This is a genomic window from Methanohalobium evestigatum Z-7303 (assembly GCF_000196655.1).
Taxonomy (GTDB): Archaea; Halobacteriota; Methanosarcinia; order Methanosarcinales; family Methanosarcinaceae; genus Methanohalobium; species Methanohalobium evestigatum.
Genome location: NC_014253.1, coordinates 1,912,781 through 1,939,700 on the forward strand (window position 1 = coordinate 1,912,781; position 26,920 = coordinate 1,939,700).

Annotated in this window: 23 protein-coding genes and 1 pseudogene; 12 read left to right on the top strand and 12 right to left on the bottom strand. The window is 37.9% G+C overall.

Going from position 1 to position 26,920, the window contains the following annotated elements; all coding sequences use genetic code 11:
- Nucleotides 1-15: 15 nt before the first annotated feature.
- The gene (locus tag METEV_RS09550; protein ID WP_013195299.1) at nt 16-2,499 is read right to left on the bottom strand and encodes a DUF5814 domain-containing protein; all 2,484 of its coding nucleotides are present in this window, start codon (nt 2,497-2,499) and stop codon (nt 16-18) included.
- 130 nt (nt 2,500-2,629) lie between these two features.
- On the opposite strand from METEV_RS09550, the gene METEV_RS09555 reads away from it, so the two are divergent.
- Nucleotides 2,630-3,382, top strand: coding sequence for an RAD55 family ATPase (locus tag METEV_RS09555; RefSeq protein WP_013195300.1), 753 nt, complete (start codon nt 2,630-2,632; stop codon nt 3,380-3,382).
- Here METEV_RS09555 and METEV_RS09560 read toward each other — a convergent pair whose 3' ends face one another.
- From METEV_RS09560 to ileS, 4 genes are read right to left on the bottom strand one after another with little or no spacing between them, the layout of a single operon-like run.
- Nucleotides 3,383-4,210, bottom strand: a complete 828-nt coding sequence (locus METEV_RS09560; protein WP_232216852.1) for an MTAP family purine nucleoside phosphorylase — start codon at nt 4,208-4,210, stop codon at nt 3,383-3,385.
- The gene (locus tag METEV_RS09565; RefSeq protein ID WP_013195302.1) at nt 4,149-5,279 is read right to left on the bottom strand and encodes a DUF373 family protein; all 1,131 of its coding nucleotides are present in this window, start codon (nt 5,277-5,279) and stop codon (nt 4,149-4,151) included. The genes METEV_RS09560 and METEV_RS09565 overlap by 62 nt, the downstream gene beginning before the upstream one ends.
- 43 nt (nt 5,280-5,322) lie before the next feature.
- A complete protein-coding gene (locus METEV_RS09570) occupies nt 5,323-5,958 on the bottom strand; it encodes a 6-hydroxymethylpterin diphosphokinase MptE-like protein (protein WP_049891300.1) in 636 nt (211 codons plus the stop codon).
- Nucleotide 5,959: 1 nt separating this feature from the next.
- Complete coding sequence (gene ileS / locus METEV_RS09575; protein ID WP_013195304.1) at nt 5,960-9,157, bottom strand: isoleucine--tRNA ligase; 3,198 nt, start codon at nt 9,155-9,157, stop codon at nt 5,960-5,962.
- A 214-nt stretch (nt 9,158-9,371) separates the two neighbouring features.
- On the opposite strand from ileS, the gene METEV_RS09580 reads away from it, so the two are divergent.
- The 5 genes from METEV_RS09580 to cobT all read left to right on the top strand — a co-directional run bounded on the left by METEV_RS09580 (nt 9,372) and on the right by cobT (nt 13,600).
- The gene (locus tag METEV_RS09580) at nt 9,372-9,854 is read left to right on the top strand and encodes an RNA-binding protein (protein WP_013195305.1); all 483 of its coding nucleotides are present in this window, start codon (nt 9,372-9,374) and stop codon (nt 9,852-9,854) included.
- Between the two features lie 101 nt (nt 9,855-9,955).
- Nucleotides 9,956-10,336 carry a cell division protein SepF gene (locus tag METEV_RS09585; RefSeq protein WP_013195306.1) on the top strand — a complete coding sequence of 127 codons (381 nt, stop codon included), beginning with the start codon at nt 9,956-9,958 and terminating at the stop codon, nt 10,334-10,336.
- Nucleotides 10,333-10,956, top strand: coding sequence for a ZPR1 zinc finger domain-containing protein (locus METEV_RS09590; protein WP_013195307.1), 624 nt, complete (start codon nt 10,333-10,335; stop codon nt 10,954-10,956). The genes METEV_RS09585 and METEV_RS09590 overlap by 4 nt, the downstream gene beginning before the upstream one ends.
- Nucleotides 10,957-11,052: 96 nt before the next feature.
- Nucleotides 11,053-12,492 (top strand): proline--tRNA ligase, encoded by a 1,440-nt coding sequence (gene proS, locus METEV_RS09595; RefSeq protein ID WP_013195308.1) that lies wholly within the window; start codon nt 11,053-11,055, stop codon nt 12,490-12,492.
- A 34-nt stretch (nt 12,493-12,526) separates the two neighbouring features.
- Nucleotides 12,527-13,600 (top strand): nicotinate mononucleotide-dependent phosphoribosyltransferase CobT, encoded by a 1,074-nt coding sequence (gene cobT / locus METEV_RS09600; RefSeq protein WP_013195309.1) that lies wholly within the window; start codon nt 12,527-12,529, stop codon nt 13,598-13,600.
- 20 nt (nt 13,601-13,620) lie between these two features.
- Here cobT and METEV_RS12890 read toward each other — a convergent pair whose 3' ends face one another.
- Both METEV_RS12890 and METEV_RS12590 read right to left on the bottom strand, forming a co-directional pair.
- A complete protein-coding gene (locus tag METEV_RS12890) occupies nt 13,621-13,743 on the bottom strand; it encodes a hypothetical protein (protein WP_013195310.1) in 123 nt (40 codons plus the stop codon).
- A 15-nt stretch (nt 13,744-13,758) separates the two neighbouring features.
- Entirely contained in the window at nt 13,759-13,896 is a 138-nt protein-coding gene (locus METEV_RS12590) for a hypothetical protein (RefSeq protein ID WP_198008143.1), read from the bottom strand.
- Between the two features lie 270 nt (nt 13,897-14,166).
- On the opposite strand from METEV_RS12590, the gene METEV_RS09605 reads away from it, so the two are divergent.
- Entirely contained in the window at nt 14,167-14,973 is an 807-nt protein-coding gene (locus METEV_RS09605) for a DUF7139 domain-containing protein (protein WP_013195312.1), read from the top strand.
- A 101-nt stretch (nt 14,974-15,074) separates the two neighbouring features.
- Complete coding sequence (locus METEV_RS09610) at nt 15,075-16,124, top strand: disk-shape morphogenesis protein volactin (RefSeq protein ID WP_013195313.1); 1,050 nt, start codon at nt 15,075-15,077, stop codon at nt 16,122-16,124.
- A gap of 26 nt (nt 16,125-16,150) precedes the next feature.
- Here the strand turns inward: METEV_RS09610 and METEV_RS09615 are convergent, their stop codons facing one another.
- The 4 genes from METEV_RS09615 to acs all read right to left on the bottom strand — a co-directional run bounded on the left by METEV_RS09615 (nt 16,151) and on the right by acs (nt 21,320).
- Nucleotides 16,151-16,759: a TIGR00296 family protein gene (locus tag METEV_RS09615; protein ID WP_013195314.1), complete on the bottom strand. Its 609-nt coding sequence runs from the start codon at nt 16,757-16,759 to the stop codon at nt 16,151-16,153.
- 21 nt (nt 16,760-16,780) lie between these two features.
- Nucleotides 16,781-17,992 (bottom strand): phosphoglycerate kinase, encoded by a 1,212-nt coding sequence (locus METEV_RS09620; RefSeq protein WP_013195315.1) that lies wholly within the window; start codon nt 17,990-17,992, stop codon nt 16,781-16,783.
- Between the two features lie 102 nt (nt 17,993-18,094).
- Entirely contained in the window at nt 18,095-19,162 is a 1,068-nt protein-coding gene (locus METEV_RS09625) for a phosphotransacetylase family protein (RefSeq protein WP_013195316.1), read from the bottom strand.
- A 64-nt stretch (nt 19,163-19,226) separates the two neighbouring features.
- Nucleotides 19,227-21,320 (bottom strand): acetate--CoA ligase alpha subunit, encoded by a 2,094-nt coding sequence (acs, locus tag METEV_RS09630; protein ID WP_013195317.1) that lies wholly within the window; start codon nt 21,318-21,320, stop codon nt 19,227-19,229.
- A gap of 117 nt (nt 21,321-21,437) precedes the next feature.
- Here acs and METEV_RS09635 point away from each other — a divergent pair, with 117 nt between their 5' ends.
- From METEV_RS09635 to METEV_RS09650, 4 genes and pseudogenes are all read left to right on the top strand, one after another.
- A complete protein-coding gene (locus tag METEV_RS09635; protein ID WP_013195318.1) occupies nt 21,438-21,998 on the top strand; it encodes a flavodoxin family protein in 561 nt (186 codons plus the stop codon).
- A 65-nt stretch (nt 21,999-22,063) separates the two neighbouring features.
- Complete coding sequence (locus METEV_RS09640) at nt 22,064-23,803, top strand: chloride channel protein (RefSeq protein ID WP_013195319.1); 1,740 nt, start codon at nt 22,064-22,066, stop codon at nt 23,801-23,803.
- A 60-nt stretch (nt 23,804-23,863) separates the two neighbouring features.
- Nucleotides 23,864-25,018, top strand: a complete 1,155-nt coding sequence (locus tag METEV_RS09645; protein WP_013195320.1) for a PQQ-dependent sugar dehydrogenase — start codon at nt 23,864-23,866, stop codon at nt 25,016-25,018.
- A gap of 114 nt (nt 25,019-25,132) precedes the next feature.
- Nucleotides 25,133-26,355 (top strand): annotated as a pseudogene (locus METEV_RS09650) (RNA-guided endonuclease InsQ/TnpB family protein).
- Between the two features lie 134 nt (nt 26,356-26,489).
- Here METEV_RS09650 and METEV_RS09655 read toward each other — a convergent pair.
- The gene (locus tag METEV_RS09655) at nt 26,490-26,774 is read right to left on the bottom strand and encodes a hypothetical protein (RefSeq protein ID WP_013195321.1); all 285 of its coding nucleotides are present in this window, start codon (nt 26,772-26,774) and stop codon (nt 26,490-26,492) included.
- Between the last annotated feature and the right edge of the window lie 146 nt (nt 26,775-26,920).

Genomic DNA, 26,920 nt, shown 5'->3' on the forward strand with positions numbered 1-26,920 from the left:
TCGCTTATCCACTTTTTACCCACTTCCTTCAACGTTCCTTTTCAACGTATAGGCATTTTTTGCTATATCCTTTTTTGAATATGCTTTTGCCATTTGTTCTACTGCATCAAGGTTTCTGATAACATCATCCAGATAATCGTAAAGATCTCCCACATAAGCGGTTATACCATAGCGGATTTCAAGCTGTTTTATAATTTCTTCAGGGTCATTGCCTTCAGCTCTTAAACTTATTAACTTGGATGAAAATTTGTGTTCTGGACAACCACAATATGGAGAGTCCTTACAGTTACATGTCAGAAAATCCTCAGCAAATTCATATATCTGGTCCTGCAGGGACTCATCCAGTTTTGACAGGTTTTCCCCTTCAAACAATATATCAATTGTACCACCCTGAAAAACACGTGCAGGAAGATTTACTTTTAATGTTCGTGATATCCGGGATGCGTGCTTGAAATAAACAGAATCGAAAAATTCCAGATTAGTTACAATGTTAATAGGTTCGGTTCCAGCTAAAACAGCATCACGTATAAGAAAAGCTTTGGTTACTGAAAGAAAATGTCTGGCAGCTATTTTACCAAATTTTGTCAGGTAGATTTTTTCACCTTTCTGATTTATGAACTTATACTTTTTTAATTGATTGAAAAATTGGCTGAAACCATATCCACCAATAAATTTATTGTGAATTGCTTTTAAATCACTCTTTGATGTTGTCAGGGCTGAAGATGCCAGTATTTCTTCCATATTCTCATCTTCACCATACTCCACACCAGTATGCTCCATTTCACCTTTTAACAGTTGTATGGCAACTTCATCCTCTGTTAATTTCTGTTCACCTGTATAGTTCTTATCAGGTGTAGCCAGAAGAACCACTGTTCCACGGTCGTGATAATCCGGCCTTCCTGCACGTCCAAGCATCTGAAGAAATTCCTGCATTGTTATCCAGTCAATACCCATAGCAAGAGATTCAAAAATAACCTGTGATGCTGGAAAATCTACACCTGCTGCAAGTGCTGCTGTAGTAACTACTGCTGGAAGTTCACCGTTTTGGAACTTGTTTTCTATTTTCTTTCGTTCATAACCGGTAAGCCCTGCATGATAGGCTGCCGAACTCATGGGTAAAGCATCGGATATCCTGTGGCAATTTTTTCTGGAATTGGTAAATATGATGGATTGTCCCCTGTAACCTTTGGAAGAATATTGGCTGTACTCGTCCTTTACAAGTTTGGTGATTAGATTGACCTTTTTGCTGTCATCACTAAACACAAGATGCCTCTCTATCGGAACAGGTCTGTATTCATATTCTACAAGATAAGCCCCTAGTTTTTGAGAAAACCATTCTGGATTTGCCACTGTAGCTGAGAGGTATATAAATTGGGCTTCAGGTACGGTATATTTCAACCGGGAGATCAAACCATCAATCCGGTGACCGCGTTCAGCATCTTCCAGCATATGAACCTCATCTATAACCACTGTCCCGATATTTCCGAGTTTGTCGGCATCACCTGTTCGCAGCACATAATCCAGCCCTTCGTAGGTACCTACAATTATATCTGAATCCAGTGTCGTACGCATGGATGCCGTTTTGGAGGTTTTGATGCGTGAACTCCCGACCCTTATTGAAGTTTTGATACCAAGGTGTGAATAGTTCTTTGTGAACTGGTCGTATTTCTGATTTGCCAGTGCAACAAGAGGAACCAGAAAAAGCATCTTTCCTCTTTTATTCAAAACGTTGTTAATTCCTGCCAATTCACCTATAAGGGTTTTCCCCGTTGCTGTAGCAGACATAACAAGCTGGTTATTGCCATCCAGCAATCCTTTTTGTACCGATAATGATTGGACAGGAAGAAGATATTCGGATTTTTTCTGAAGATGTTGTTTGAATTTTTTATTTATTGGTATATCATCGATTTTTATGGTGCTAACATCGGGGTTGGACTCTATTGTATCATATCTGGTTAAATCCGAATCAATCGTTTCAGGATTTAGCATTCCAAGAGTGCGGTCAAAATCCCTTGTTTTTATTAAAAGTTGTTTAAGGTGCTCGATTGCTTCTTCGCTGTATCTGTATTGTGCATTGTTAAGAGCATTTTCAAGTTCCCCTTTTGCACAATCTTCACATATCAATTCATTGTGATACCTAATTGATTTTTTATTCACAAAATTGAATCTGTTTTTTAAAAGACAATGTCTGCACGCATTAACATATTCGCCTTTTAATTGATATCCTTTAAGCATTTCAAAAAAATCAGATTCCTGCTCATCATATTCACCATTAACTACCATAATTCGGTTAGACATTCGGAGAAGGTCTACAAACTCCTCAGGTGAGCGATATTCTCCTTTTCCTTCCTTATAGACCTTGAATTTATGGGGGCGAGGTCCAGCAGATGTATTTCCAAGTATTAATTCACCCAGAAAAATAGGAACCTTTTTTTTATTTTTTATAGGCATTACTTTAAATTTTGATTTCTGAGCACTTACAACTGTCCAAAGCGTCATTGTATTGGGTTTCAGTCTCTGATAATATATAAATAACCTTTGCGTAAAAATCTCAACTATACCAAAAAAATATAATAATAAAACTTTATTATGTATTGATGAGGGATAAATAATCGTTGAACTTGAAAACATGGAACAGAATCCACCAATAGAAGAAGAACAGGTACATACAGTACCCAGTATAAAACAGACTGGGATTTTCGCCCTTGACAGAATTCTTGGTGGTGGACTGCCTGCAGGGTCACTGACATATATTTCTGCAGACCCCAAATCAATGTCTGAAGTATTTTTGTATCAATTTACCCTCGCACGTAAATCATATTATTTTACCACAAACCGTAAACCTCTGTATGTACATCAGGATATAATAAATCAGGGATTTGATGCATCAAATGTTAATTTTATCGATATCTATAGTGAATACTACCTCACATCCAGTGGTGAAATAAGTGACAATATTGGAAATCAATACGCAGATACAAAAATAATAGAGTTCACCGAATATAATCTCAAAAATATAATAAATGATGCTAAAAACGATGATGTTAATATAATAATCGATAATTTTACATTCTTCATGAACCTAAATGTCAATATCAGCCTTTTGAAAAGAATTATACATCAATTATATGAATCAACAAAAGAAATTCAGAGCCTTACATATCTTTACGGTTTGAAAGGCAGCCATTCAGAAGATATTGAAAACGACCTTTTTAATGCATCGGATGTTATTTTTGACATTCATCTGGAACACAGTGTAGATAAAGTCAATAATAAACTCTCAGTTCCAAAAATTCGGGGTATGACGCCAAAAACCGAAATTATAAAATTCAACATTGCAGAAGGCGGAATACAGATAGACACATCCAAGGATATTGCCTGATTATATACGAGCATTATAGGTTGCATACATACATGAACAATCCCTGTTTTCTGGCAACCGGGATATTGTATCAGATATTACATCATAAAGCAGGTTACGGGAATCATTCACAACATCCATCACTTCATCGACAGTAAGTCTTTCAGAACTCAACCCGCATGCATAATTTGTAACCAGACCTATCGATGCATAGCAGATATCAAGTTCTTTTGCCAGTATTATTTCCGGCACCCCTGTCATACCCACAAAATCTGCAAAATGGCTCAACATATTAATCTCAGCTTTTGTTTCAAAACGAGGACCCTCAGTGCAGGCATATACCCCTCCAAAATAGTTGAGACCTCTGCATACAAGTGATTCGGAAAGACGTTTTTTAATTTGCGGACAGTATGGTTGGGACATATCAACATGCATTGTTTTGTTGTCAAAAAAGGTAGAAATCCGGTGTTTAGTAAAATCCAGAAAATCGTCAAACAATATAAAACTTCCAGGTATGTGGTCTTTCATACTCCCCACTGAATTTACTGATATTATACGTTCTGCCTTGAGTTCATATACAGCCTGAATATTGGCACGGTAATTGATTCTATGAGGAGGTACATGGTTTTGTTCCCCCGAATGTCGAGGAATTACAGCGATATTCCGGTCAAAAATTTTACCAATATAAACATCGACTTTACCAAATGATGTATTTACAGGATTTAACTGGAAATTTTTTAAACTGGAAAATGCCAGTCCACCGATGATAACAGCATCGACTTTTTCATTATGTGTATTTTGTTCCTGTATTTGATAACTGCTCATTATATCTTTCATGTCTGTTGTCAATGGATATTTTCATCCCCAATAGAGCGATTATAAAGGCACCAATAATGGAATACACAAAATACTGGAGACCAAAATCTGGTATTTCAGGGGAACTCAACAACGCGTTAATTGAAAGCAGGTACGTACTGGAACCCCAGAACAATAACCCCATGGACACCGCGAAAAATACTGTAGACATACATGGATAGATTGATTTTCCTCTTGCTTTAAGGTCAACCAGTTTGCCGGAATATCCAGCCAGAAATGCTGCTGTATACCACCATATACTCTCGTTTATAAAGACTGTTGCAAGGGTTAGTATTCCATAATACCAGATTCCACCTTGAGTATAATATGTCCAGATTTCCAGCGTTCCCTGAATGGTAGCAATAATTGCTATCAAAAATGCTGTCAGATAAGTTACAAAGGTTAACCTTCCACCATGAAAGGCGTTTTTTACGTTATTTAAAAATACAGCGAACTGGTCGTCCAGATTGAAACCTCTATAGAGCATATAGAGACCAACCGCCGCCAGAATACCTATAACTGCCCCTTCAGGATAATTCATAAGTAGAAATATTGCATAGATAAGAGCTGCCAGCCCCAGCGGAACAAAAAAGGTCTGAGAGATTTTGGGGTCATTGAAAGCATGTTTTAAAAGATAATAGGTACTCTCAAGGTTTGCACTCTGCATCACAGTAACACGTTTTACAGAATCTATCTTGATTCTGGACTGCACAATGGGCATCAGAGTTTCGTCTTCTGCACCGTCTGAAATGAAAATTGCATTTTTTGCATTGTAGGTTTTTAAAATTTCATCAAGCTGTCTGGAGATGTGCTGGTCTGCTACAACATTTACATTTCTGTCACCAGCAAGAAGTACAATTTCTGCATCAATCCCACGGTTTAAAAGGTCGTCCAGTACCTGTATACCGCCAAATATTGTATTTGTATCCGAATCCTCAGGATCGGCTGTTGCAAGCTTTACAGCAGCATCAATGTTATCCTTTCTGCCGATTACAGGAGTATTGATATGAGCTTTCTCACCAAGGTCATTATCTCTATCGATGCATATTACTAAAGTTTGCATACAACCTCTACATATTGTTTATAACGAATGTATAAATAAGTTCTCATAATAATGTTGTCTGATTAATTAACCATTCTGCCCATTTAAGTTTCTTTCTCTTAAAATCAGATACATTTTTATCAGTAAAATCAAAACCTGCAAGTTCTATCTTTGATGCACTGAACCGCTTGGCAAGATAAACACATCTATCCCCATCCGTAAATCCCCCGAAATTGTAAACGTTGTATAAGGGATGTGATTGGGTAGTTCCTATTACATTTTTAAAACGGGGCACGTATTTTCTAAGTTTATCAATGTTGTCCCCGTGTGCATGAACAACCATCAAAGAACCTTTATAATTTGCATCAATTTCCTTTTCTACATTCCCGTCAAGGTCTGTGACAATGATATCCGGAACAATCCCTGCATCCATTAACGCTTCAACAGCTCCATCTGCAGCAATTATAGCATAATCTTGAAAGTCGAAATTCTTTAAATCATCAACAAGTGAAGGCGCATTACCACAAACCAAGATATTTTTCTCATTGATGGTTTTTCTCAAAATTGAAAGGTCACTGGTATTAGATAAACTGGATAAAAGGTCGGAAAGTATGAATGCCGACCTCTCATCTTCTTTTCTGCTAAACCCAAAATCACTAAGGATTTTCTGATAGATTGTATCCCATGTATCAAAATCCATATCATACATTCCCTGTTCCAGATTCAAGCGGAGAAATTGCAATTTCCATGGGTATCCCTTCTACATTCCAATCTTTCACATATTCCCCATCTGTGCTTATATCCGTACCAATAACAAGTGTGTCTGCCCTGACTTCCTTTGAAATGTAGGTTTCCATGTTTTTGACAAGTTCTGCCACCCTTTCGTCATCGATTTTTATCAAGCTTTTAATATTTTCCTCCACTGAAAGGTCAAGTTCTTTTCTCATATCCTGAACTCTGCGTATGACCTCTCTTGCAAATCCTTCCGATTCAATCTCACTGGTGAGTGTGGCATCCACATAAACAATGCCCCCTTCAAATTCAGCGCTTGCAACTGTATCAGGGAGAGTCCTCTGGAAGTTTACCATATCAGATGTTACAGTCGCAGCCGATGAATCGGAAAGTGATACACTAAATTTCCCATAATTATCAATGGATTCCTTTAACTCAGAAGGATTAGATGATTTTATAGCATTTATCACTTCACCGGCGTTCTTTTTAAATACTGGACCAATTGCACTCGGGTCTGGTATAGCCTCCAGACCAAGTTCACTCCACTCTTCATCTGGGTCGAGTAATTCAATATCCTTTGCATTGGTCTGATCCATCAGTACTGAACGCAGGTTATCTACAGCATTTGATGCCTCTTTATCATCGGGTGCAACCACAATACGCGAGACCGGCCACCTGAGTTTACGTTTTACTTTCTGACGTGCGTTGGCTGATGATTCAACTATAGACCTTGCTATCTGCATATGTGACTCGAGTTCTTTATCCACTTTCTCTTCCTCTGGTAAAGGCCAGTCATTCATATGCACCGTGATTGGGGCATACTGGTCAACGTTTCGCACCAGATTCTGGTACATTTCTTCTGCAATGTGAGGTGTAAACGGTGCGATTAATTTTGAAAGTGTCACAAATACATCGTACAATACTCTATACGCTGCAAGTTTATCAGGGTCTTCAGATTCAACCCATGTTCTTGGACGTATTAGCTGGATGTACCACCTTGAAAGGTCTTCCAGAACAAATTCATTAATGGCTCTGATGGCTTTATGCAACTGATAATCACTCATTGCATAATCCACATCTTTTATGACAGACTGCATCCGTGAAAGAATCCATTTGTCCTCTTTTCTCAGGTGTTTTGATATTGAATCCATTGATACTTGTTTAGGGTCAAAATTATCAAGAACCATGTAGGGAATAGGGAATCTATAGACGTTCCATAAAATATTCAGGTTGCTGTACACCTGATTTACTCCTTCCCAGTTGAATTTCAAATCATCCCATGGTGCACTTGTAGACAGAACATAAGCACGGAGAGTATCTGCTCCGTATTTATCTACTACCTCAAGAGGGTCAACAACATTACCCTGACTCTTGGACATCTTTTTACCGTATTTATCAAGAGTGAATCCATGCATCATGACGCTTTTATAAGGCGACTGTTCAAACGCCACCATACTTGCTCCAAGCTGGGAATAGAACCATCCCCGAGTCTGGTCGTGTCCCTCTGTGATGAAATCGGCAGGCCACCATCTATGGAAATCTTTTTCTGACTGCGGATAGCCCAGTGTTGCCCATGATGCCACCGCAGAATCAAACCATACATCAAATACATCCTCTACACGGGACATGGAGCCTCCGCAATCACATTCCATAGTTAAATCATCAACATATGGTCGATGGAGTTCAATATGTTTATCTGCATTTGATTTATTTATAAGCTCCTGCTTTGTACCAACAACATCTATCGACCCGCAACCGCTACATTTCCATACTGGTATAGGGATTCCCCAATACCTCTGACGGGATATACACCAGTCCCTTGCTCCTTCTACCCAGTCTTTGAAACGGGACGTTCCCGCCCATTCAGGATACCAGTCCACTTTCTGGATTTCTGAAAGCATATTTTGTTTAATATCTGATATTTTCAGGAACCATTGTACAGTTGCAAGATAGATATTGGGAGTTTTACATCTCCAGCAATGACCATATCGATGATTTATCGATTCTTCAGCAAGCAAAACTCCCCGATGTTTAAGGTCATTTATTATGGTCTGATTGGCGTCCCTGATGTGTTCACCAGAATATTTACCTGCTTCATCCAGATATTTACCATCTGCACCTACAGGACAGAATACCGGAATTCCGTTTTCAACACCCACTTCAAAATCTTCCATACCGTGTCCTGGTGCTATATGGACACAACCGGTTTTTTCAGCTGTAACGTAATCTGCTGTATAGATATTATGTTCAAATTCTGCCTGTTTTGAAACTGCATCTGCAAGCGGATGATGATAACTTAAACCTTCAAGGTCTTTACCGCTCATTTTCTCAAGAACTTCATAATCAGTATAACGACCTTGCTTCAAAACGTCCTCCACTAAATCGGATGCCAGAATCAAAACCTCGTCGTTACCTTCAGGATTTGTTGCTTTAACCTTTGAATACTCAAAAGAAGGATGAACAGCTACTGCCATATTTGAGGGGATTGTCCATGGTGTAGTCGTCCAGATTACAACATATGTATTTTCTTCTTCCTTTAATCGGAATTTTATATAAATTGAAGGATCGGTAATTTCAAAATAATCTACTTCTGAATCCGCAATAGCTGTTTCACATCGCGGACACCAGTTTACAACACGCTGACCCTCTTCAAGCAGGTCTTTGTCGTACGCCTGTTTAAGAGTCCACCACGCGGCTTCGATATATTCATCACGTAATGTCATGTAAGGGTTTTCCCAGTCAAGCCATACACCGAGTGACTTGAACTGCTCGGTCATGTTATCTTTTTGTTCTATCGCAAAGTTTTTACATTTATTTATAAAGTTTCCCACTCCATAGGTTTCAATGTCCTTTTTGGATTGGAAACCAAGAATACCCTCTACTTTCACTTCAATGGGTAAACCGTGCATATCCCAACCTGCACGTTCATGGATGTCATAGTTATTCATGGAGAAGTAGCGCAGAATAGAGTCCTTTATGACTTTGTTCCATGCAGTACCAAGATGAATATGACCGGTTGTATAGGGCGGACCATCAACAAAGAAGAATTTACTGGCGCCTTCCCTTGATTCCCTTACTCGTTTATACGCATTGTTCTCTTCCCAGAACCTGTGAATATTTTTCTCTATCTTATTTGCGTTATACTGACTGGTAATCTCCTGTAACATTTTAAATATTCTCCATGAATAAAAATTGATTTGCCATACCCTATAACAATAATTAATTTAAATGCTTTGGCTTTGTTTATTGGTTTGTTTACAAGTTAAAAGTAAATAAAAGTATTAGCATTAATTGTTATTAGATTATAGGTTGCGCGCAATATTTAAAAAGTATATAGTTACTTTAGGCTATTGTAACATAAAATGTCTTTAAGGTGGTTTATTGAAAATCAAATCCAGAGTCCAACTCAGAAAAAGTACGAAAAATAAACTATTAAACGAACTTGTATCCACCTTCGGAGATGAGATAAAAAAACTTTCTGACAGCAAATTTGAGTGTGTAAAAACCGACAAATATTCAATAATAATGGTTGATAATAATCCACTGTTGTTTTTTATAGGTGACGAGATTTTCCCTACCGTTCGCGGTGCTCTGGAAATCAATTTAAACAGTAACAATGTATATGTGGATTCTGGTGCTGTCAAATTTGTTTCAAAAGGGGCAGATGTTATGTCACCCGGTATTGTCAAGTCAGACCCCAACATAAAGAAAGGAGACCTTGTCATTATCAAAGAAGAAAATCATGGTAAACCACTTGCTGTAGGTAGAGCTATGATGGATGGTGAAGAGATGACAGGTGAATCAGGTAAGGCAGTTCAATCGATACACTATGTAGGTGATGAATTGTGGAACCTCTCTATTTAATGGGTATTCAAAATACCGGAGTTTCTAAAAATATTCAATAAAAAATTAAATTAAACTGGAGTTATTAATATAATAATAACAGAACTTAAAAAGGTGTGACTATGGCAAAGTTTATGGATAAACTGTTTGGAAGCAGTACAAATCAGGCAACAAGTGAAGACGAGTTTACAGACCTTGATCTGAGTAAATATGAAGAAGTTATTGATGATGAACCTGCAGAGACCTACATCAGAGTGGGAGAACTTACCAATCTGGATGAACTCAGCCAGTTAAAAAAGGAAATCTACGACGGAAATATATTGATGCTGGATATATCCAATATCAAAGCCGATAAACTTCTTCTTGACAGAGCACTTAAAGACTTAAAAGAAGTTGTCACCGATGTACAAGGTGACATTGCAGGACTCAAAGAAGACCAAGTTCTTGTTACACCTGCAGGTGTCAAAATCGACAGAGACAAAATAATTGGTGGAAAATATTGAACCAAGAAAACCATTCAGAAAACGGTTTTAGTACTGAATCAAGCTGTCCGCTATGCCATGATAAACTGACGATGCACTGGCAGACCGACCATATACCTTATTTCGATGAGATTCTTTATATAACTGCCAGATGCAGCTGTGGATTTAAATTTGCAGACACAATGATTACCACCCAAAAAGACCCTGTTCATTATGAAATAACAATTGAAAATAACAATGACCTGTACGCAAGGATAGTACGTTCAACATCTGGTACTATCAGGGTCCCTGAATTTGGTATAGCTGTAGAACCGGGACCTGCTTCTGAATCATATGTTACAAATATTGAAGGGTTATTAAACAGGGTCAAAAGCGTTGTACAGACCGCAGCCAAATGGTCAAAAGAAGAGGAAGAAAAATACAACCAATGCCTGGAAATTGAAAGTGCCCTTGATGATACAATCGAAGGTCACCGAAAACTAACGATTGAAATCGATGACCCACTGGGCAACAGTGCAATAATATCAGACAGAGCAAATTCAAGAAAACTTAGTGATGAAGAAGTAGAAAACCTGAAAACCGGTATGATAATTTATGATGTTAACTCATCGGATATAAAAATCAATGATGAGGAATGTTAAATTATTTTCCGGTTCTGTAATACAGAGAACAAATAGATAGATATATTTGAAGAGATATCCTATCTAAGTTTCAATAAAACAAACTTTGGTGACAGCATGGAAGAAGAAAATGAGTTGGCACTTCCTGCAAAAGAAAATTTTAGTGAATGGTACAATGACATCCTTGTTAAAGCCGAAATAATGGATGTTCGTTATCCTGTCAAAGGCTTATATGTATGGAACCCTTTCGGTTTTTCCATTAGAAAAAAAACTTATTCTATAATCAGAGAACTGCTGGATAGAGACCATGAAGAAACCTTATTCCCACTATTGATTCCTGAAAACGAATTTATGAAAGAAACAAAACATATAAAAGGTTTTGAGGAAGAAGTATACTGGGTCACACATGGTGGCACATCACCACTGGAAGTTAATCTTGCTCTACGTCCTACCAGTGAAACTGCTATATATCCCATCTACAAACTTTGGGTTCGTTCACATGCAGACCTGCCAATCAAATATTACCAGATTGTGAATACTTTCAGATATGAAACCAAACATACAAGACCTCTTATACGCCTGCGTGAAATAACATCTTTTAAAGAAGCTCACACTGTACATGAAACATGGGAGGATGCTGCAGCACAGGTGGATGAGGCTATAGATAGATACCATGAATTCTACGAACGTCTCTGTCTGCCAGTACTTACATCAAAACGTCCTGAATGGGATAAATTCCCAGGTGCTGACTACACCATCGCAGTTGATGCTCTGATGCCCGATGGAAGAACACTTCAGGTTGGTACTGCACATCATCTGGGTAACAATTTTGCAAAAACCTTTGACATAGAATACGAAGACCCTAATGGTGAACAGGTATATGCTTACCAGTCCTGTTATGGTATATCAGAACGCTGTATTGCAGCAATGATATCGGTACATGGTGACGATAAAGGGCTCATACTCCCACCGGAAATTGCACCCGTGCAGGTTATTATCATACCGATTATTTTCAAGAATAAGGATAAAGAAAGCATTCTTGATGCCTGTAAAAATGTAAAAGGATCTCTGGAATCTGCGGGAGTAAAAACCAAAATTGATACCAGTGATCGTAGACCAGGTGCCAAATATTACAGATGGGAAATGAAAGGCGTCCCGCTAAGAATTGAAATAGGTCCAAAAGACCTGAAAAATGAATCTGTAATGATGGTACGGCGGGATACAGGAGATAAAGAGCAGATAGCGATGGATGAAATCAATGATACTGTTGCAAGTAAGTTTGAATCAATAAAATCCAATCTATATGAAAAAGCAAAAGCTGAACTTGAAAACAATATCATCGAATGCGATTCTCTTGATGAAATCGAAAACAAGATTGTTAAAGGCATACTAAAGATTCCATGGTGTGGCCAGGAAGAATGCAACGATGAACTGGAAGAAAATATCGGTGCCGGCATACTCGGGATACCTGTAAATCAGGAAAATAGCAGCAGTTCCCCGTGTCCTGTCTGTGGTGGTGAAGCAAACACTAAAATATACGTTTCAAGAACATATTAAATTAGTTAACCAAAATCATGGGATGGAGATTTATATGGAAACGTCTGATTCATCAATAAACGTTAGTAAACCAAATAATCCGTTGTTTCTCTGTGTACTTTCAAATACAAAAACATCACACATAGAAAAGATATCAGGTGCTGGGAAAACCGCTGAATTAACAGATTATACACCTGTGGGTGATGCTGAGATTGTTGAAACAGGTGATATAATAACCGCTCCTATATTACCAATGACTCCCCCTTATGATACACCCACTCCATCCCTTACCACACGTGCAGCCCTAAAACTTGCTGACATACCGCACATGTTTATAAACTCTGGATTGAATTTTACACCCGAGGTACCTTTTGTTGATATGAAAACCTCTCCCGGAGAAGATATAAGAGAACCTGTTACAGTGCCTGATGCAAAGGATATTTTTGAAAGAGCATACAAAATCGGTAAAAAAATACAGACAAAAACCGATTTTTTAATGATAGGTGAGAGTATAGCTGGCGGTACTACAACTGCCATGGCTGTCTTAAACGCTCTTGGATACGATGGTAATGTTAGCAGCAGTTCATCATTAAATCCTGTTGAACTGAAAACAGAGGTCGTTAAAGAAGGAATGGATGCATCAGGGGTGACATTTGGAAGTCTCAGAGACAATCCAATACATGCTATAAAAACTCTCGGAGATCCCATGATGCCTACTGTTGCAGGTGTTGTTACAGGATTTAAAGAATCTAATAATGCATCAAGAGTTGTACTTGCAGGTGGTACTCAGATGGCTGCAATATTTTCAGTAATAAAACATCTGGGATATAATACGGACAACATTTCCATAGTAACCACACAATACGTTGTTAATGACAAAACTGCAAATTTTGAAAAATTAACTACTGAAATGCTTGGCGTTCCGATGGATTTTGTAGACCCTGAATACGGGAAGTCGTCACATCCTGGTCTTCGTAGATATGAAGCCGGTGATGTTAAAGAAGGTGTCGGTGCAGGTGGAGCCATTTACCTCGCCCGGCTGATGGGGATCCCGGTGGATGATGTTAGAAAAGAAGTTGAACGTATGCTTGAGATTTTTGCCAGTAAAAAAATACAAGAACAGGTTTAAAAAAATAAAACCGATGAATATCAAACATATTCTGCAGAAGTCATACGTCCACAGTTTCTGCAGAAATACAAGATATTCATACCCAGTACCTGTTTTCTAAGCTGTGTATTACAACTGTCACATATACACTGTTCTTTCTGCATATTCACATCCCCCCATTATGCGAAAACCATTATTGAATCTATTCTGGCTGTACCTTTTTTTGTCCAGTATCTACATATACCACAGTATTGGAAATTTTCACTTTCATATAAAGTTTTGGATTTACATCTTGGACATTTGTCTAATATTTGCATATCTGCAAACTCCCCCTCTGATAAGAGCTTAATAAAAAAGGCTAACAATTTACTGTTACCTAATTTCCCCATTAAATAAAAATGTTTCATTTTATAAATAGGTTTTTATCGCATCAAAAAAACCAGAATATCAAATTGTAAACAACTTAACTACTATATTATACCTAAACAGTTTTTTTTACGCATTACTAAAATATCAACCACATAAAAATAAATTTTTAGGAAAAAAGGACAAATCATATATAAAAGAGAAATATAAGTGTTTGATTAATGGATAAATACAATATCGATGAAGATTCGCTGGGAATACTTCGCAGAGGAACATCTGTATATTATGCTGGATCAGTAATCTTTGCAGCAGGTATTGTACTCTTGATTGTAGGTGTTGCATTTATCATAATGTCCCAGATTCATTACGGTTCAGAACCCGGCAAAATCATCCTTTCTGTAATTTTTATGGGTGGTGGAGCATCTCTGGTTTTAACCGGTACTAATCTGATGATGAAGCAGACCAAATACGGATACTATATAACAGCCGCAGGTACAATTCTGGCTCTGTTGGCTCTTGCTATTTTCTCATCTATTTATCCACAGGGCTGGTATTATCCGACTGTAAGTTATGTTCTTGCCATGTATATTGTAGGTATTCTGGCATTGCTGGGCAATGGATTCGCAAACGTGGTTCTCTGGATAATATCCAGCAAATCAGAAACCGCTACAAGAAGTTCGCAGGAGAATTATACAGTACATAATGATGAAAGTATCCAGAGGGATATAGAAGAGGCAGTACAAAGCAGTATACAGCAGTCATCCAGCGAATTGAAATTTAAAGACCAAAATGTTGGCAACGTCAGACTCGGAAAAGCATTCAATGAATCCCGTGGAAAAACCACAAGAGTTAAAGATGATATGAATGAAGCGGATAAATTAAAAAGAACCACATCAGGAAATAAAGTAAAATCCGGTTCATCAGAAGTTGATAAAATATCATCACAGTTGAGAGAAGCTATGGAAAACCAAACTGCTGAAAAAGGGATTATTGAAAAAATAAAAGACCGATTTGACAGATATTTCTAAATTAATTGGTTTGTAAAAACTAAAAATAAATAATTTATCAAAATAGATTTATAAAAAATAATTTAATATAAATTAATAGTTCTAACCAGAAGGTGGTATAAATGGCTAAAGGTCTTGATATTGGAACAATGAATATAATATGTGCAGAGAACGAGGGTGAAGATGTAGTCTTTACCCAGGAGAGGAACGCTTTTCTGGAACTGGATTCCAGCGACCTTACAAATATGATGCTTGATAGTGCAAAGGTGCTTTATATCGAAAAGGATGATAAAATATCTGTCCTTGGAGAAGATGCTTTCAACTTTGCTACAATATTTGGTAAGGAAACCAGACGACCCATGAGATTTGGTATAATAAGCCCTAAAGAAAAAGACGCTATACCAATGATAAAATTAATCGTTGACAGAGTACTGGGAGATCCGGGATACCAGAATGAAGCATTGTGCATTTCATCCCCTGCAGACCCTATAGACCTTGATATGAACACTCTGTATCACAAGAAAATGACAGAAGCTCTTACCAAGAAAATGTCCTATGATACCAAAGTCATAGACGAAGGTCTGGCCGTTGTTTATTCTGAGCTTGCAGATTCAAACTTCACAGGACTTGGTATCAGTATAGGGGCAGGGCTTACAAACGTAACACTTGCATATATGGCTACACCTGTGCTTTCATTCAGTATTGGAAGAGGTGGAGACTGGATAGATGAACAGGTTTCAAACGCCACTGGTTTACCAAAAGACCATGCATGTGTTACAAAAGAAAAAGGATTCAAGCTTGGTTCTGAAGTTGAAATAGGTGGACCTGAAGGTGCTCTTACTATTTACTACGATGCTCTTATGACCTATGTCATCCAGAACCTTAACAAGAAACTTGCAGAAATTACACCTCCAAACGTCAAATTCCCTGTTGCTGTTGCTGGTGGCAGTTCAAACCCTCCTGGATTTATCAAGATGTTTGAGAAAAAACTGAAAGAAGCAAACCTGCAAATTGACATATCAAACATAAACATTGCAACCGACCCATTGTATTCTGTAGCAAGAGGCTGTCTGATAGCTGCAAGAACCCAAGAAGGAGAAGAAATGGGCAGAAATAAAAATGCAGATGATATACTGCAGGAAATAGAAGAAATCGGGGAAGGTGAAGAATAAATACTTCCTTCTTTTATATTTTCTAATCAACGACACGCTCTTTCAAAATCTTCTTCAGAAACATCTCCATCAGGAGTGTTTTCTGTAAAAATCTGTCCTTCAAAACAATAGATTTGTGCGCCTTTTTTCCACTCATCAGGAGAAAGTCCTGCTTTCAGGCATGTATGCGACAGAAATTCTGATGAGTCAAATCCCTGTTCTGTTGCCACCTGTGGCAATAAAAGACCCTGTGAATATCCTTTCTTGGCAATCAATCCGTGTTTTCCCACTTCTACATATTCAGGAAGTTCCTCTGGTGAAACATCAACAAGTTCTGGTTGTGAAAGAACCGTAACCTCCAGTGTAATTGCATTCATTTCAGGTAATTCTACTGGAGGAAATCTCGGGTCACGTGTTGCTGCAGATATAGATGAATCAATAATAGCACTATCAAGCTGTGAATCCGGATATGGATGACCGATGCATCCCCGTAGATCTCCATCCTTTTTAAGAGTTACAAATACTCCCCTTTTCTCTTTAAAAATTGATGACAAATCTAACTCTGATGGGTCGATCATCTCTCCTGTTTCAAGATATGTTTCAATCGCTCTCCGTGCCAGAGTTACTGCTGATTTTCCATCTTCATTTGTTAGCATTTCAAGCCCCTTCTATATTAGTTATTTGACTTCTTTTAATATTTCTACACCTGGCAGTTTTTCACCAGCAAGATAATCAATACATGCACCACCTGCTGTACTTAAATGATAAAAGCTGTCTTCAACGCCCATATTAAGGACTTCTGCAGATATATGGCCGCCTCCAACAATAGAATAACTTGCTTTTGCAGCTGCTTTGATAATTTCACGTGTACCAAGTGCAAACTCTTCGTTTTCAGACACTCCCGCAGGACCATTGAGTACTACTGTTTTTGCATTTTCTATTTCTTTAGAATATGAAACAATTGTCTCAAGACCAATATCATTTACAGGATGGTTAGTTGTTGCAAGCTCATTTACACCAACTTCTATACGTTTTCCATTATCGTTTAATGCAAGGTCTTGAGGTACTCCTATTTTGTCGTTGAATTTATCAAGCAATGTTTTTGCTCTGTCAATTTGATCGGTATAGCCCTGTTTTTCAATAAATCTCATATTTTCTTCGCCTATATCGACACCTGACGCTGCAAGCATGACGTTACCCACCAAACCTGTGACAAGAACTCTGTCAACATCATTATTTGACAGCACATGCTCTATTACTTTCATGGAATCATCTACTTTTGCTCCCCCGAGTACAAAAATAGATGGTCTTCCACCTCCACTTTTACCCAGATCAAGAGACGTTACCTCTTTTTCCATAATTCTGCCTGCTCCACTTGGGAGTACATTAGTAAATCCCATTATAGACAGATGTGATCTGTGAGAGACAGAAAATGCATCATTTAGGTATATATCAAAAAGAGGTGCCAGTTTTCTCACAAGATGAGTTTTTTCATGTTCAGATACCGGACGTTCAAGACTTTCCTCAGAATAGAACCTTACATTTTCAAGAAGTGCTACATCACCTTTTTCCATAGATGATATTTTCTGTCTTGCATATGTGCCGAAGATATCATCAATATATTTTATATCCTGACCGAGGTATTTGGACATTTTTGAAGCATGCGGACTCATTGTAGTGAAATCATTTTTACCTGGTCTACTCTGATGTGCAAGCAAAACAACTTTAGCGTTTTTCAGTTCTTTTACCGTTGCAACATGGCTTCTTATTCTCATATCATCAAGTATATTTCCTTCAGGATCCATGGGGGAATTCAGGTCTACTCTAACAAGAACAGTTTTATCTTCTGTATCAAAGTCATCAATTGTAAGAAAATCCCTATTTGCCAATATATCCCTCGCCTGGGTTTAAATTTGTACCAAATTTTTGCCTACTATTATTTGCTGCGGGTTTGGTAAACACTACTGTTATATTTATCTATATCTTTTTGATTACAAACCAATGGATTTGATGAAATTATCAACATCTACATTATTATTAATTAATTCCATCATCTTTTTAATTTTAAGTTCCTGTTTTATCCGCGCACGACCTATTAAACTTTCCATGCGTTTAATTGTACTCATGGTATCACCGCGGACAAGGATTACAGGAATGTTTGCCTCTTCAGCACTACCAAGTACCGCTTCACTGGGACGTAAGTTTCCTGTAAGCACCAGACACTTTGCTTTTGCTTCAATTGCTGCAAGCTGTATGTCTGACCTGTCCCCGCCTGTTATCACTGCACAGTTTGGAACTCTTCTGAAGTATTTTATGGCTGAATTAACCTCCATTGCTCCGACCAGATAACGTTCAACCAGTGTATTTAAGTTGTCTGCGCCTGTAAGCACTTCTGCATTCAAATCATCAACAATATCAGATATCGGAACTGATCGAAGAGTTATATCCTGTGGAATCACACCAAACACTTTAATTCCTTTTCTCTCAAGGTATGGAATCACAAGTTCTGAAACTTTTTCAAGATTGCTTTCTGGTACTTCATTCAATATAATACCAGCAATCATGTCAGAATCAGGTACCAGTTTTAAATCACAGAGTATTCTGTCGACTGCATAAATCGAATCATATCTGGTAACAAGCAGTATTTTAGAACCCAGTATCGAGGCGATTTCCGGATCTGACAGGTTATACATCGCTCCACTGCCGATACCGCCACTGCCTTCTATAAAGACGATGTCTCTATTTCTGGATATATTCGAATATGCATCGGTTAATATTTTATCAAAATGCTTTTCAACACCCATGAGTGCATCATGGATTAAATTCTCTGTTTGAAGTATTGGAGTGATATCACTTAGAGAATCATCAAGACCGAGTAATGTACGGCTTTCTTCTGCATCCTCATCAGTCAAAAATCCGTCTTTATCAATTAACAGATTTCCTATTGGTTTCATATAACCTATAGAATAACCCCTATCCTTCAAAATCCTTCCAAGACCATTACATATTCCGCTTTTCCCCGAATATTCTTCGGATGAACTGATTAATATAGATACCAATATCTGCCTCCCATTAATTTCTGTTACATGAACAATATGATTTAATGTATATGGATTGCATAATTCATTCTTCTTCTCTTAATGTTAACCTGAGATCCATAGCAACACAACCCTGATTATCAGGTAAAACTACCAACGGATTTATATCCAGTTCAAGTATCTGCGGGAAATCATTTACAAGTTGTGAAATTTTAATGAGTGTGTCAGCTACCGAATTAATATCATAGGGCTTTTCTCCCCTTATTCCTGCAAGAATTGGATATGTTTTTATGGAAGATATCATATGTTTTGCTTCATCTCTGTTTATGGGTGCTACATTAAACGATACATCCTTTAACAGTTCTACATAAATCCCCCCCATTCCAAACATAAGAAGAGGTCCAAACTGGACATCCTGATTCATACCAATGATTACTTCTTTTCCACCTGACACCATTTCCTGCACCTGTACACCAGTTATATCAGCATCAGGCATATACCGATAAACATCTGCCATCATAGTATGGTAGGCTCGTTCTACATCATCCGCATTATTAAGGTTTAACCTCACCCCGCCTACATCGGTCTTATGAGAGATGTCAGGAGATACAATCTTCATCACCACAGGATAACCTATCTGTTTGCAGGCTTTGATGGCTTCTTTTAGATTCTTCACTATTTTTGTTTTTACTGTTGGTATTTCATAGGCTCTTAATATATCCAGTGATTCCAGACCAAGTGTTAGCCTCTTGGACTGTGATGCTTCATCAATAATAGATTTGACTGTCTCTTTATCAGCAGTAATTTCTGGTGGTTTGGTATAGCTCTGTTTCCTGATATAATTATAGGTACTCAAAGCCCTCATACTGGCAACTGCTCTTTCAGGAAACGGATAATTTGGAATACTGTAGTCGTTTAATATTCTTTCACCTTCTGATACCTGTGTACCTCCGACAAAACTACAAAGAATCGGTTTTGTGGATGTTTGGACCTTATCCGCAACTATTCCAGCCACTTTATCCACTTCAGTCATAGCCTGTGGAGAAGTCAGAACTATTATTCCATCAACATGAGGATCTTCCAGCAATACATCGATTGCAAATGCGTAAAGGTCAGACCCAGCGTCGCCAAGTAAATCCACAGGATTGTAAAGGTTGGAATTTGGAGGTAGATTTTCCCGAAGAGCTTGTATAGTGGACTCATCAAATGATGCCAAGGAAAGTCCTTCATTGTAACATGCATCCGCTGTCAATATCCCAAAACCACCTGCATTTGTCAGAATTGCCATGTTTTTACCTTCCGGTACAGGCTGGGACGAGAAAGCACGAATATAATCCAGCATTTCTTGCAGCGAATCAGCACGTATTATCCCACTCTGTCGAAATGCAGCATTATAGGCTTCATCTGAACCTGCAAGAGTACCCGTATGAGAGGAAACAGCTCTTGAACCTGCAGATGTCCTACCGGATTTAACCATTACTACAGGTTTAATACTGGTAACCCTGCGTGCTATGTCTATAAACTCCGGACCGTTTTTCACACCTTCAAGATAAGCTGCTATTACTGCTGTAGAGTCGTCATTGCATAATTCCTGAAGAAAATCATTTTCTGAAAGATCTGCCTTATTCCCCAGACTTATAAACTTTGAAAAACCCACTCTGTTTTTATCAGCCCAGTCAAGGGTTGATGTACATATCGCTCCTGATTGGGACATTAATCCAATGTTTCCTTTATGTGCCATGAAAGAGGCAAATGATGCATTAAGGTTGGATGTAGTATCTATCAGACCAAGACAGTTTGGACCAAGCATCCGTATTCCATATTTCCGAGCGGTTTCTACAGATTCTCTTTCCAGTTTTGCTCCTTCTACACCTGCTTCTTTGAAACCTGCAGATATAACTATAACACTTTTTACTCCTGCACGCCCGCATTTATCAATGGTTTCTGGTACAAACCGAGCAGGTATCACAATAACAGCCAGGTCGATGTTATCAGGAACATCCAAAATATCAGGATAACTTTTCAAACCCATTATCTCTTCAGAATTTGGGTTTATAGGTACAATATCTCCATCAAAATCATTAACAAGGTTTTTAAGCACCGAATTCCCTACTTTTCCTTCAGTACGTGATGCCCCTATAACGGCTACTGAACCCGCATTAAACATCTTTTCCAGCATATTTTTACTTAACCACCTACTAATTATCTAATATTTGATTATAGATAAGTTTAAGGGAGAAGAACATTAGTTACTTTAGATAATAATAAAAATCAATGTTAATACGGTGAATGTCTCATGAAAATATTAGGTATTTCAGGAAGTCCTAATGAAAACGGAAACAACGAAAAACTAATCAATCTGTGTCTGGAAACTGCAAAAAAGAGAGGTTTTGAAACCGACCATGTTTTTATATCTTCATTAAATATAAAACCCTGTAAAGCATGTGGAGTTTGTAAAAACGGTGAACCATGCCCTATAGATGATGATATGGACCAGGTTTACCAGCAATTAAAGGATGCTGATGGTATTATAGTGTCTTCACCAGTATATTTTGGATCTGTTACCGCACAAATCAAAGCACTCTTTGATAGAAGTGTTTTACTCAGAAGACAGGGTTTCCAGTTAGAGAACAAACCCGGTGGAGCACTGGCAATCGGTGGATCAAGAAACGGCGGACAGGAAAAAACATTGCAAACCATTCATGACTGGATGCACATACACGGTATGATTATAGCAGGAGACAACAATCATTTCGGTGGAACCCTGAAAAAACCCATTGGTACTGATGAAGAAGGCACAAAGACCGCAAACAAAACAGTTGAAAAATTATGTGACATCCTTAACCTGATGAAATAAGAATTATTAGAGCCAAACAAGTTTCTCAGGTATTAGTGCTAATAGCTATCAAGAGATGACCCCACTTGCAGGATAGCTCTCTTATCCAGAAAACGAAAGGTTATATCTATCAGTGGTTCCAAAACGAATCAGTATTTACAAATACCCTTGCAACGGTAGTAGGTATTCTTACTGGTTTAGCCATCGTTATCTACGAACACCTGATAAAAGACTTTACTGATTTTTTCTTTGGGACAGTTTCCCAGTATCCCTCATATTTTGTAATTCTGGTTCCTGCAACTGGTGGTTTACTGGTAGGACTTATCAGCTACATGTTTGTAAATTCAAGGCGTAGTGATGTCGAAGAGATTATAGAATCAAGCGCCCTACATGATGGAAAAATACGGCATAAATATGCTTTTCTGGAAGTTTTATCATCCCTTATATCTATAAGCTCTGGTGGTTCGGTTGGTAAAGAATCACCCGGTGTACTGGCTGGTTCAGGTATAGGGTCATATGTTGCACATATACTAAAAACAAACCGCGAACATTCCAAGATACTTGTAGGATGCGGTGCCTCTGGAGGAATCGCAGCTGCTTTTAATGCACCTCTTGCAGGTGTAGTATTTGTTGTTGAAGTTATATTTGGTGAATTAAAATCTAATACCTTCATTCCAATTGTTGTCGCCGCAGTTTTTTCTAACCTTGTTTCCAATATGATATTTGGAGTTATGCCAATAGAGGTTTCATATTTTAAACTGGTAAGTCCTGTAAACGAATTGTTTTTATATCTGATATTGGGAGTACTTGCAGGTGTTGTATCCATTATTATTATCAGATCGATGTATCTGTTCTATGACGGGTTTCATAAACTCCCCTTCCATCCAATATCCAAACCTGCAATTGGAGGTCTTGGCGTTGGTCTGATAGGACTCTTCTACCCCCAGATTTTTGGTGTGGGATACAATGTAATAATGAATGTTCTGGCAAATGAATTCACGATGCAGCTCATGTTGATATTGCTGTTTCTGAAAATTTTTGCGTTTTCTCTCACCCTTGGTTCAGGCGGTTCTGGTGGGTCGATTGTTCCTGCATTATTTGTTGGCGCTATGCTTGGTGGTGTATATGGAAACATCGTCAATGGTATATTTCCGGATATGACTGCAGAGGCAGGAGCATACGCAATGGTTGGTATGGGTTCTGTATTTGCAGGTACACTGCATGCTCCGCTTACTGGAATGCTTATCCTTTTCGAACTGACAAGAGATTACCAGCTTATCCTTCCGCTTATGTTTGCATGTGTTATCAGTAATGCAATAGCAAATGCTCTCCACCTTGAATCGTTATATACAGAAGGATTGAGACGTCGTGGACTAAAAATATGGGGTGGTCAGCAGGTTGATGTTATGAAGTCCATGCTTGTTGAAGATGCAATGGTCAAAGATGTACAATCTGTACTGGAAAATAACACTGTTGGCACATTGATACATATGATGCAATCAAGCAAACATGGTGGATTTCCTGTACTTGATCTAAACCGCAAGTTACGTGGTATTGTGACTCTACAGGACTTACGTGAAAAGGTCAAGTATGGAGAAGTTAACCAGAGAATTTCGGAAATAATGTACAAAAATGTAGCCGTAGCTTACCCCGATGAAACACTGGACACTGTCCTTAACCGGCTTGCTAAACTGGACATAGGGAGACTTCCTGTTGTGTCAAGAGATGACGAAACCGAACTGTTAGGATTAATCACCCGAAGCGACATAATCAATACCTACAACAAGAAAATCATTACAAGAAAACAGGAAAGTGAAGAAGGATAATCTCAGTAATTTAATATATAACATTACCCCTCTTTTGGATTATATGGGGGAGTGACTGAGATGGTATCTAAGAAAAAAATAGTTTTATTACTTACTATAATCCTGATTGTAGGAATTTTTACAGGTTTTTTGTGGAACAATTTTATCGCTGAAAGACAAGACAATTTGACATCATACAATCTATCAGAAATTGAAAATGGCAGTGGTTCAGAAGCATTTGCAACCATTATAGCCAACAACCTTGTTATACCATGGTCGATTAATTTTTTGCCCGATGGCAGTATTATATTTACAGAAAGACCCGGTCGAATACAAATGATTGATGTTGAACAGGGTCAGTTACAAAAACCACTCCTAACCATTGACGAAGTTGCTCATAGTGGAGAAGGCGGTTTACTGGGGATTACACTTCACCCAGATTTCAGCGACAACCATTGGGTTTATGTATACTATACCTATGAAGATGGCGAAAACACCGCAAATAAGGTTGTACGATTTGAAAAGAACAAACGTAACCTTGTAAACAAAACGACTATTATTGATGATATTCCTGGAAGTTTTATACATAACGGTGGCAGAATAAAATTTGGTCCTGATGGATATCTTTACATCACCACCGGTGATTCGGCAAATGGTGAACTCGCCCAGAATAAAAATTCACTGGCAGGAAAAATACTTAGACTGGAAGATGATGGTTCAGTTCCCAAAAATAATCCTTTCCCTGATTCTCCCATTTATTCGCTTGGTCACAGGAACCCCCAGGGTCTTGCATGGGATAAGCAGGATAGGTTGTGGTCTACAGAACATGGTTCTTCTGCAACCGACGAACTAAATCTTATAAAACCGGGCAACAATTATGGATGGCCTGTAATCCAGGGTGATGAGACTTCCACCGGACTTGAAAATCCCGTTATTCATAGTGGTAGTCAAACATGGGCTCCTTCTGGTGCTGCCTATTTGAATGGTTCTGTTTATTTTGCAGGTTTGCGTAGTCAAAGTTTATATGAAGCAGAAATAGGAGATAATAAAAGTATAGACCTGAAACGTCATCTTAAAAGAAAGTTTGGAAGGTTGAGAGGTGTAGTTGTTGGTCCTGATGATTTCCTCTACATATTCACCAGCAACCGTGATGGTCGGGGTGTACCTACAGAAAATGATGACCAGATTATCCGGATAAATCCCAAAAATTTGTCCACATCAACAGATAATAATTAAAACTTTTTTATTTGTATTTTTTATAAAGATGAAGAAAACCACGATGTCTTTAGCATCGTGGTATGATAAATAGTCAAAAAAAGATAAGTATTTTGCTAAATGATTGTATAATGCATGTATCTAACCCAGAAGAACCATCTCCGTGCTGATAAGCAGACGTATGAAACTTTGAAGAGGTTGACCAAACTGTCCAAGAACCTGTACAATTTCACGTTGTACACGATTAGGCAGTACTTTTTCAATCATGGCAAATATCTCGATAAAGATACTGCTTACCATACGGTCAAAGAAACGAGAATTATAGATTAATGCCATCTCAGGTTGCCCAGAATACTGTGGAAACTGTGGATGGCAGTATGAAATCGTTTTTCAAACTTCTGGATAAGAAGAGAAAAGGAGAATATGAGAAACCAGTTTCACTTCCAAAGTATCTGGATAAAGATGGTAACTTCATATGTACTTTCAAGAAAGATCAGCTGAAGGTTATCGATGATAAGATCAGGTTATCATTGGGTTTGGATTATTATAGAACTTATGGAACCAAGTATCTATACTTCAAGATACCTGATAACATAATAGGTCAATACATCAATCAGGTCAGGATTGTACCAAAATATAAAGGTCGATGGTTCGAGATAAAATTTGTATATCATGAAGATGGGGAGATTGCTGAACTTGATTATAATAGCCATCTATCGATAGACCTTGGAGTAGACAACTTTGCAACCTGCGTAACGACCAGCGGGACTGCCTTCATATTAGACGGCAGGGGTATCAAATCTTACAACCGCTGGTGGAATAAGGAGAAGAGCAGGTTGCAGTCAGTCTACGACAAACAGAATGTAGATGATGGAATCAAGATGGATAGGTTCTCTAATAAAAGGTTCTGGAAGATAAATGATTTCATGAACCAGTGCGTTAATCATATAGTAAAACATTGTCTGGAAAATAGAATCTGTAATGTCATAATCGGAGAGATGAAAGAGATAAAACAGGAACAGAATATCGGAAAGCAGAATACCCAGAACTTCCAGACAATACCATTTGCCAGGTTCAAACAGAAATTAGCTTCAAAATGCGAATATCATAGTATAAAATACCATGAAGTGAATGAAGCTTATACCAGCAAGGTTGATGCACTGGCTTCAGAACCTATCAGAAAGCATAAGAAATATCTTGGTAAAAGATCTAAGAGAGGAATCTTCCAGTCATCTACAGGTAGACTGATCAATGCTGATATCAACGGTGCACTGAACATCCTGAGAAAGGTAATCGGTGATTCCCTCAAAGGGATAACCGATAGTGGGGATGTGAACTCCCCTGAGAGAACTTTGTAAATTGAAAATTTACAAATATCTTTAAATCTTTGATTTAAATAGTAAGACTTTCAAGGTAGACTTCTCTCGAAGCCGCTGAGTCTTTAGCTCAGCGGTAGTTCACTTTAAGTATTGTATAAATAAAAGAAAGGAGATTAATCATAACCTTTCATGAATGAAAAATCATTTGTTTTCTGGTACTCTGCTACATTCATTTTGTAATAAAATATTGTATTGTTCTCATACAGTTGACTTAATTTTGTGTCAATGTCTTTAATAGAATCGTATTCGTTTGTTTCAAATTTTAGTATATCCGGTTCTAAGGGCGATTCTTTGCTATCCAATTCTATATTAAATCCGCCGTATTGTTTTACCAGACCAATTATTTCTTCTTTATTTACATCGCTTTTGTATTCCATATTTATTTTGTATAGATTCATTTTATCACTTCTTCTATATTTCAATCCTATACAAGGATTTTTGTCAATTAAGTTTTTATGTATACATATTAGTTATTTTTTATTAATATTAACCTACAGAAAAAATAAGTGATAATTTATCTTCATGCCGATTTAAAAGGTAATCA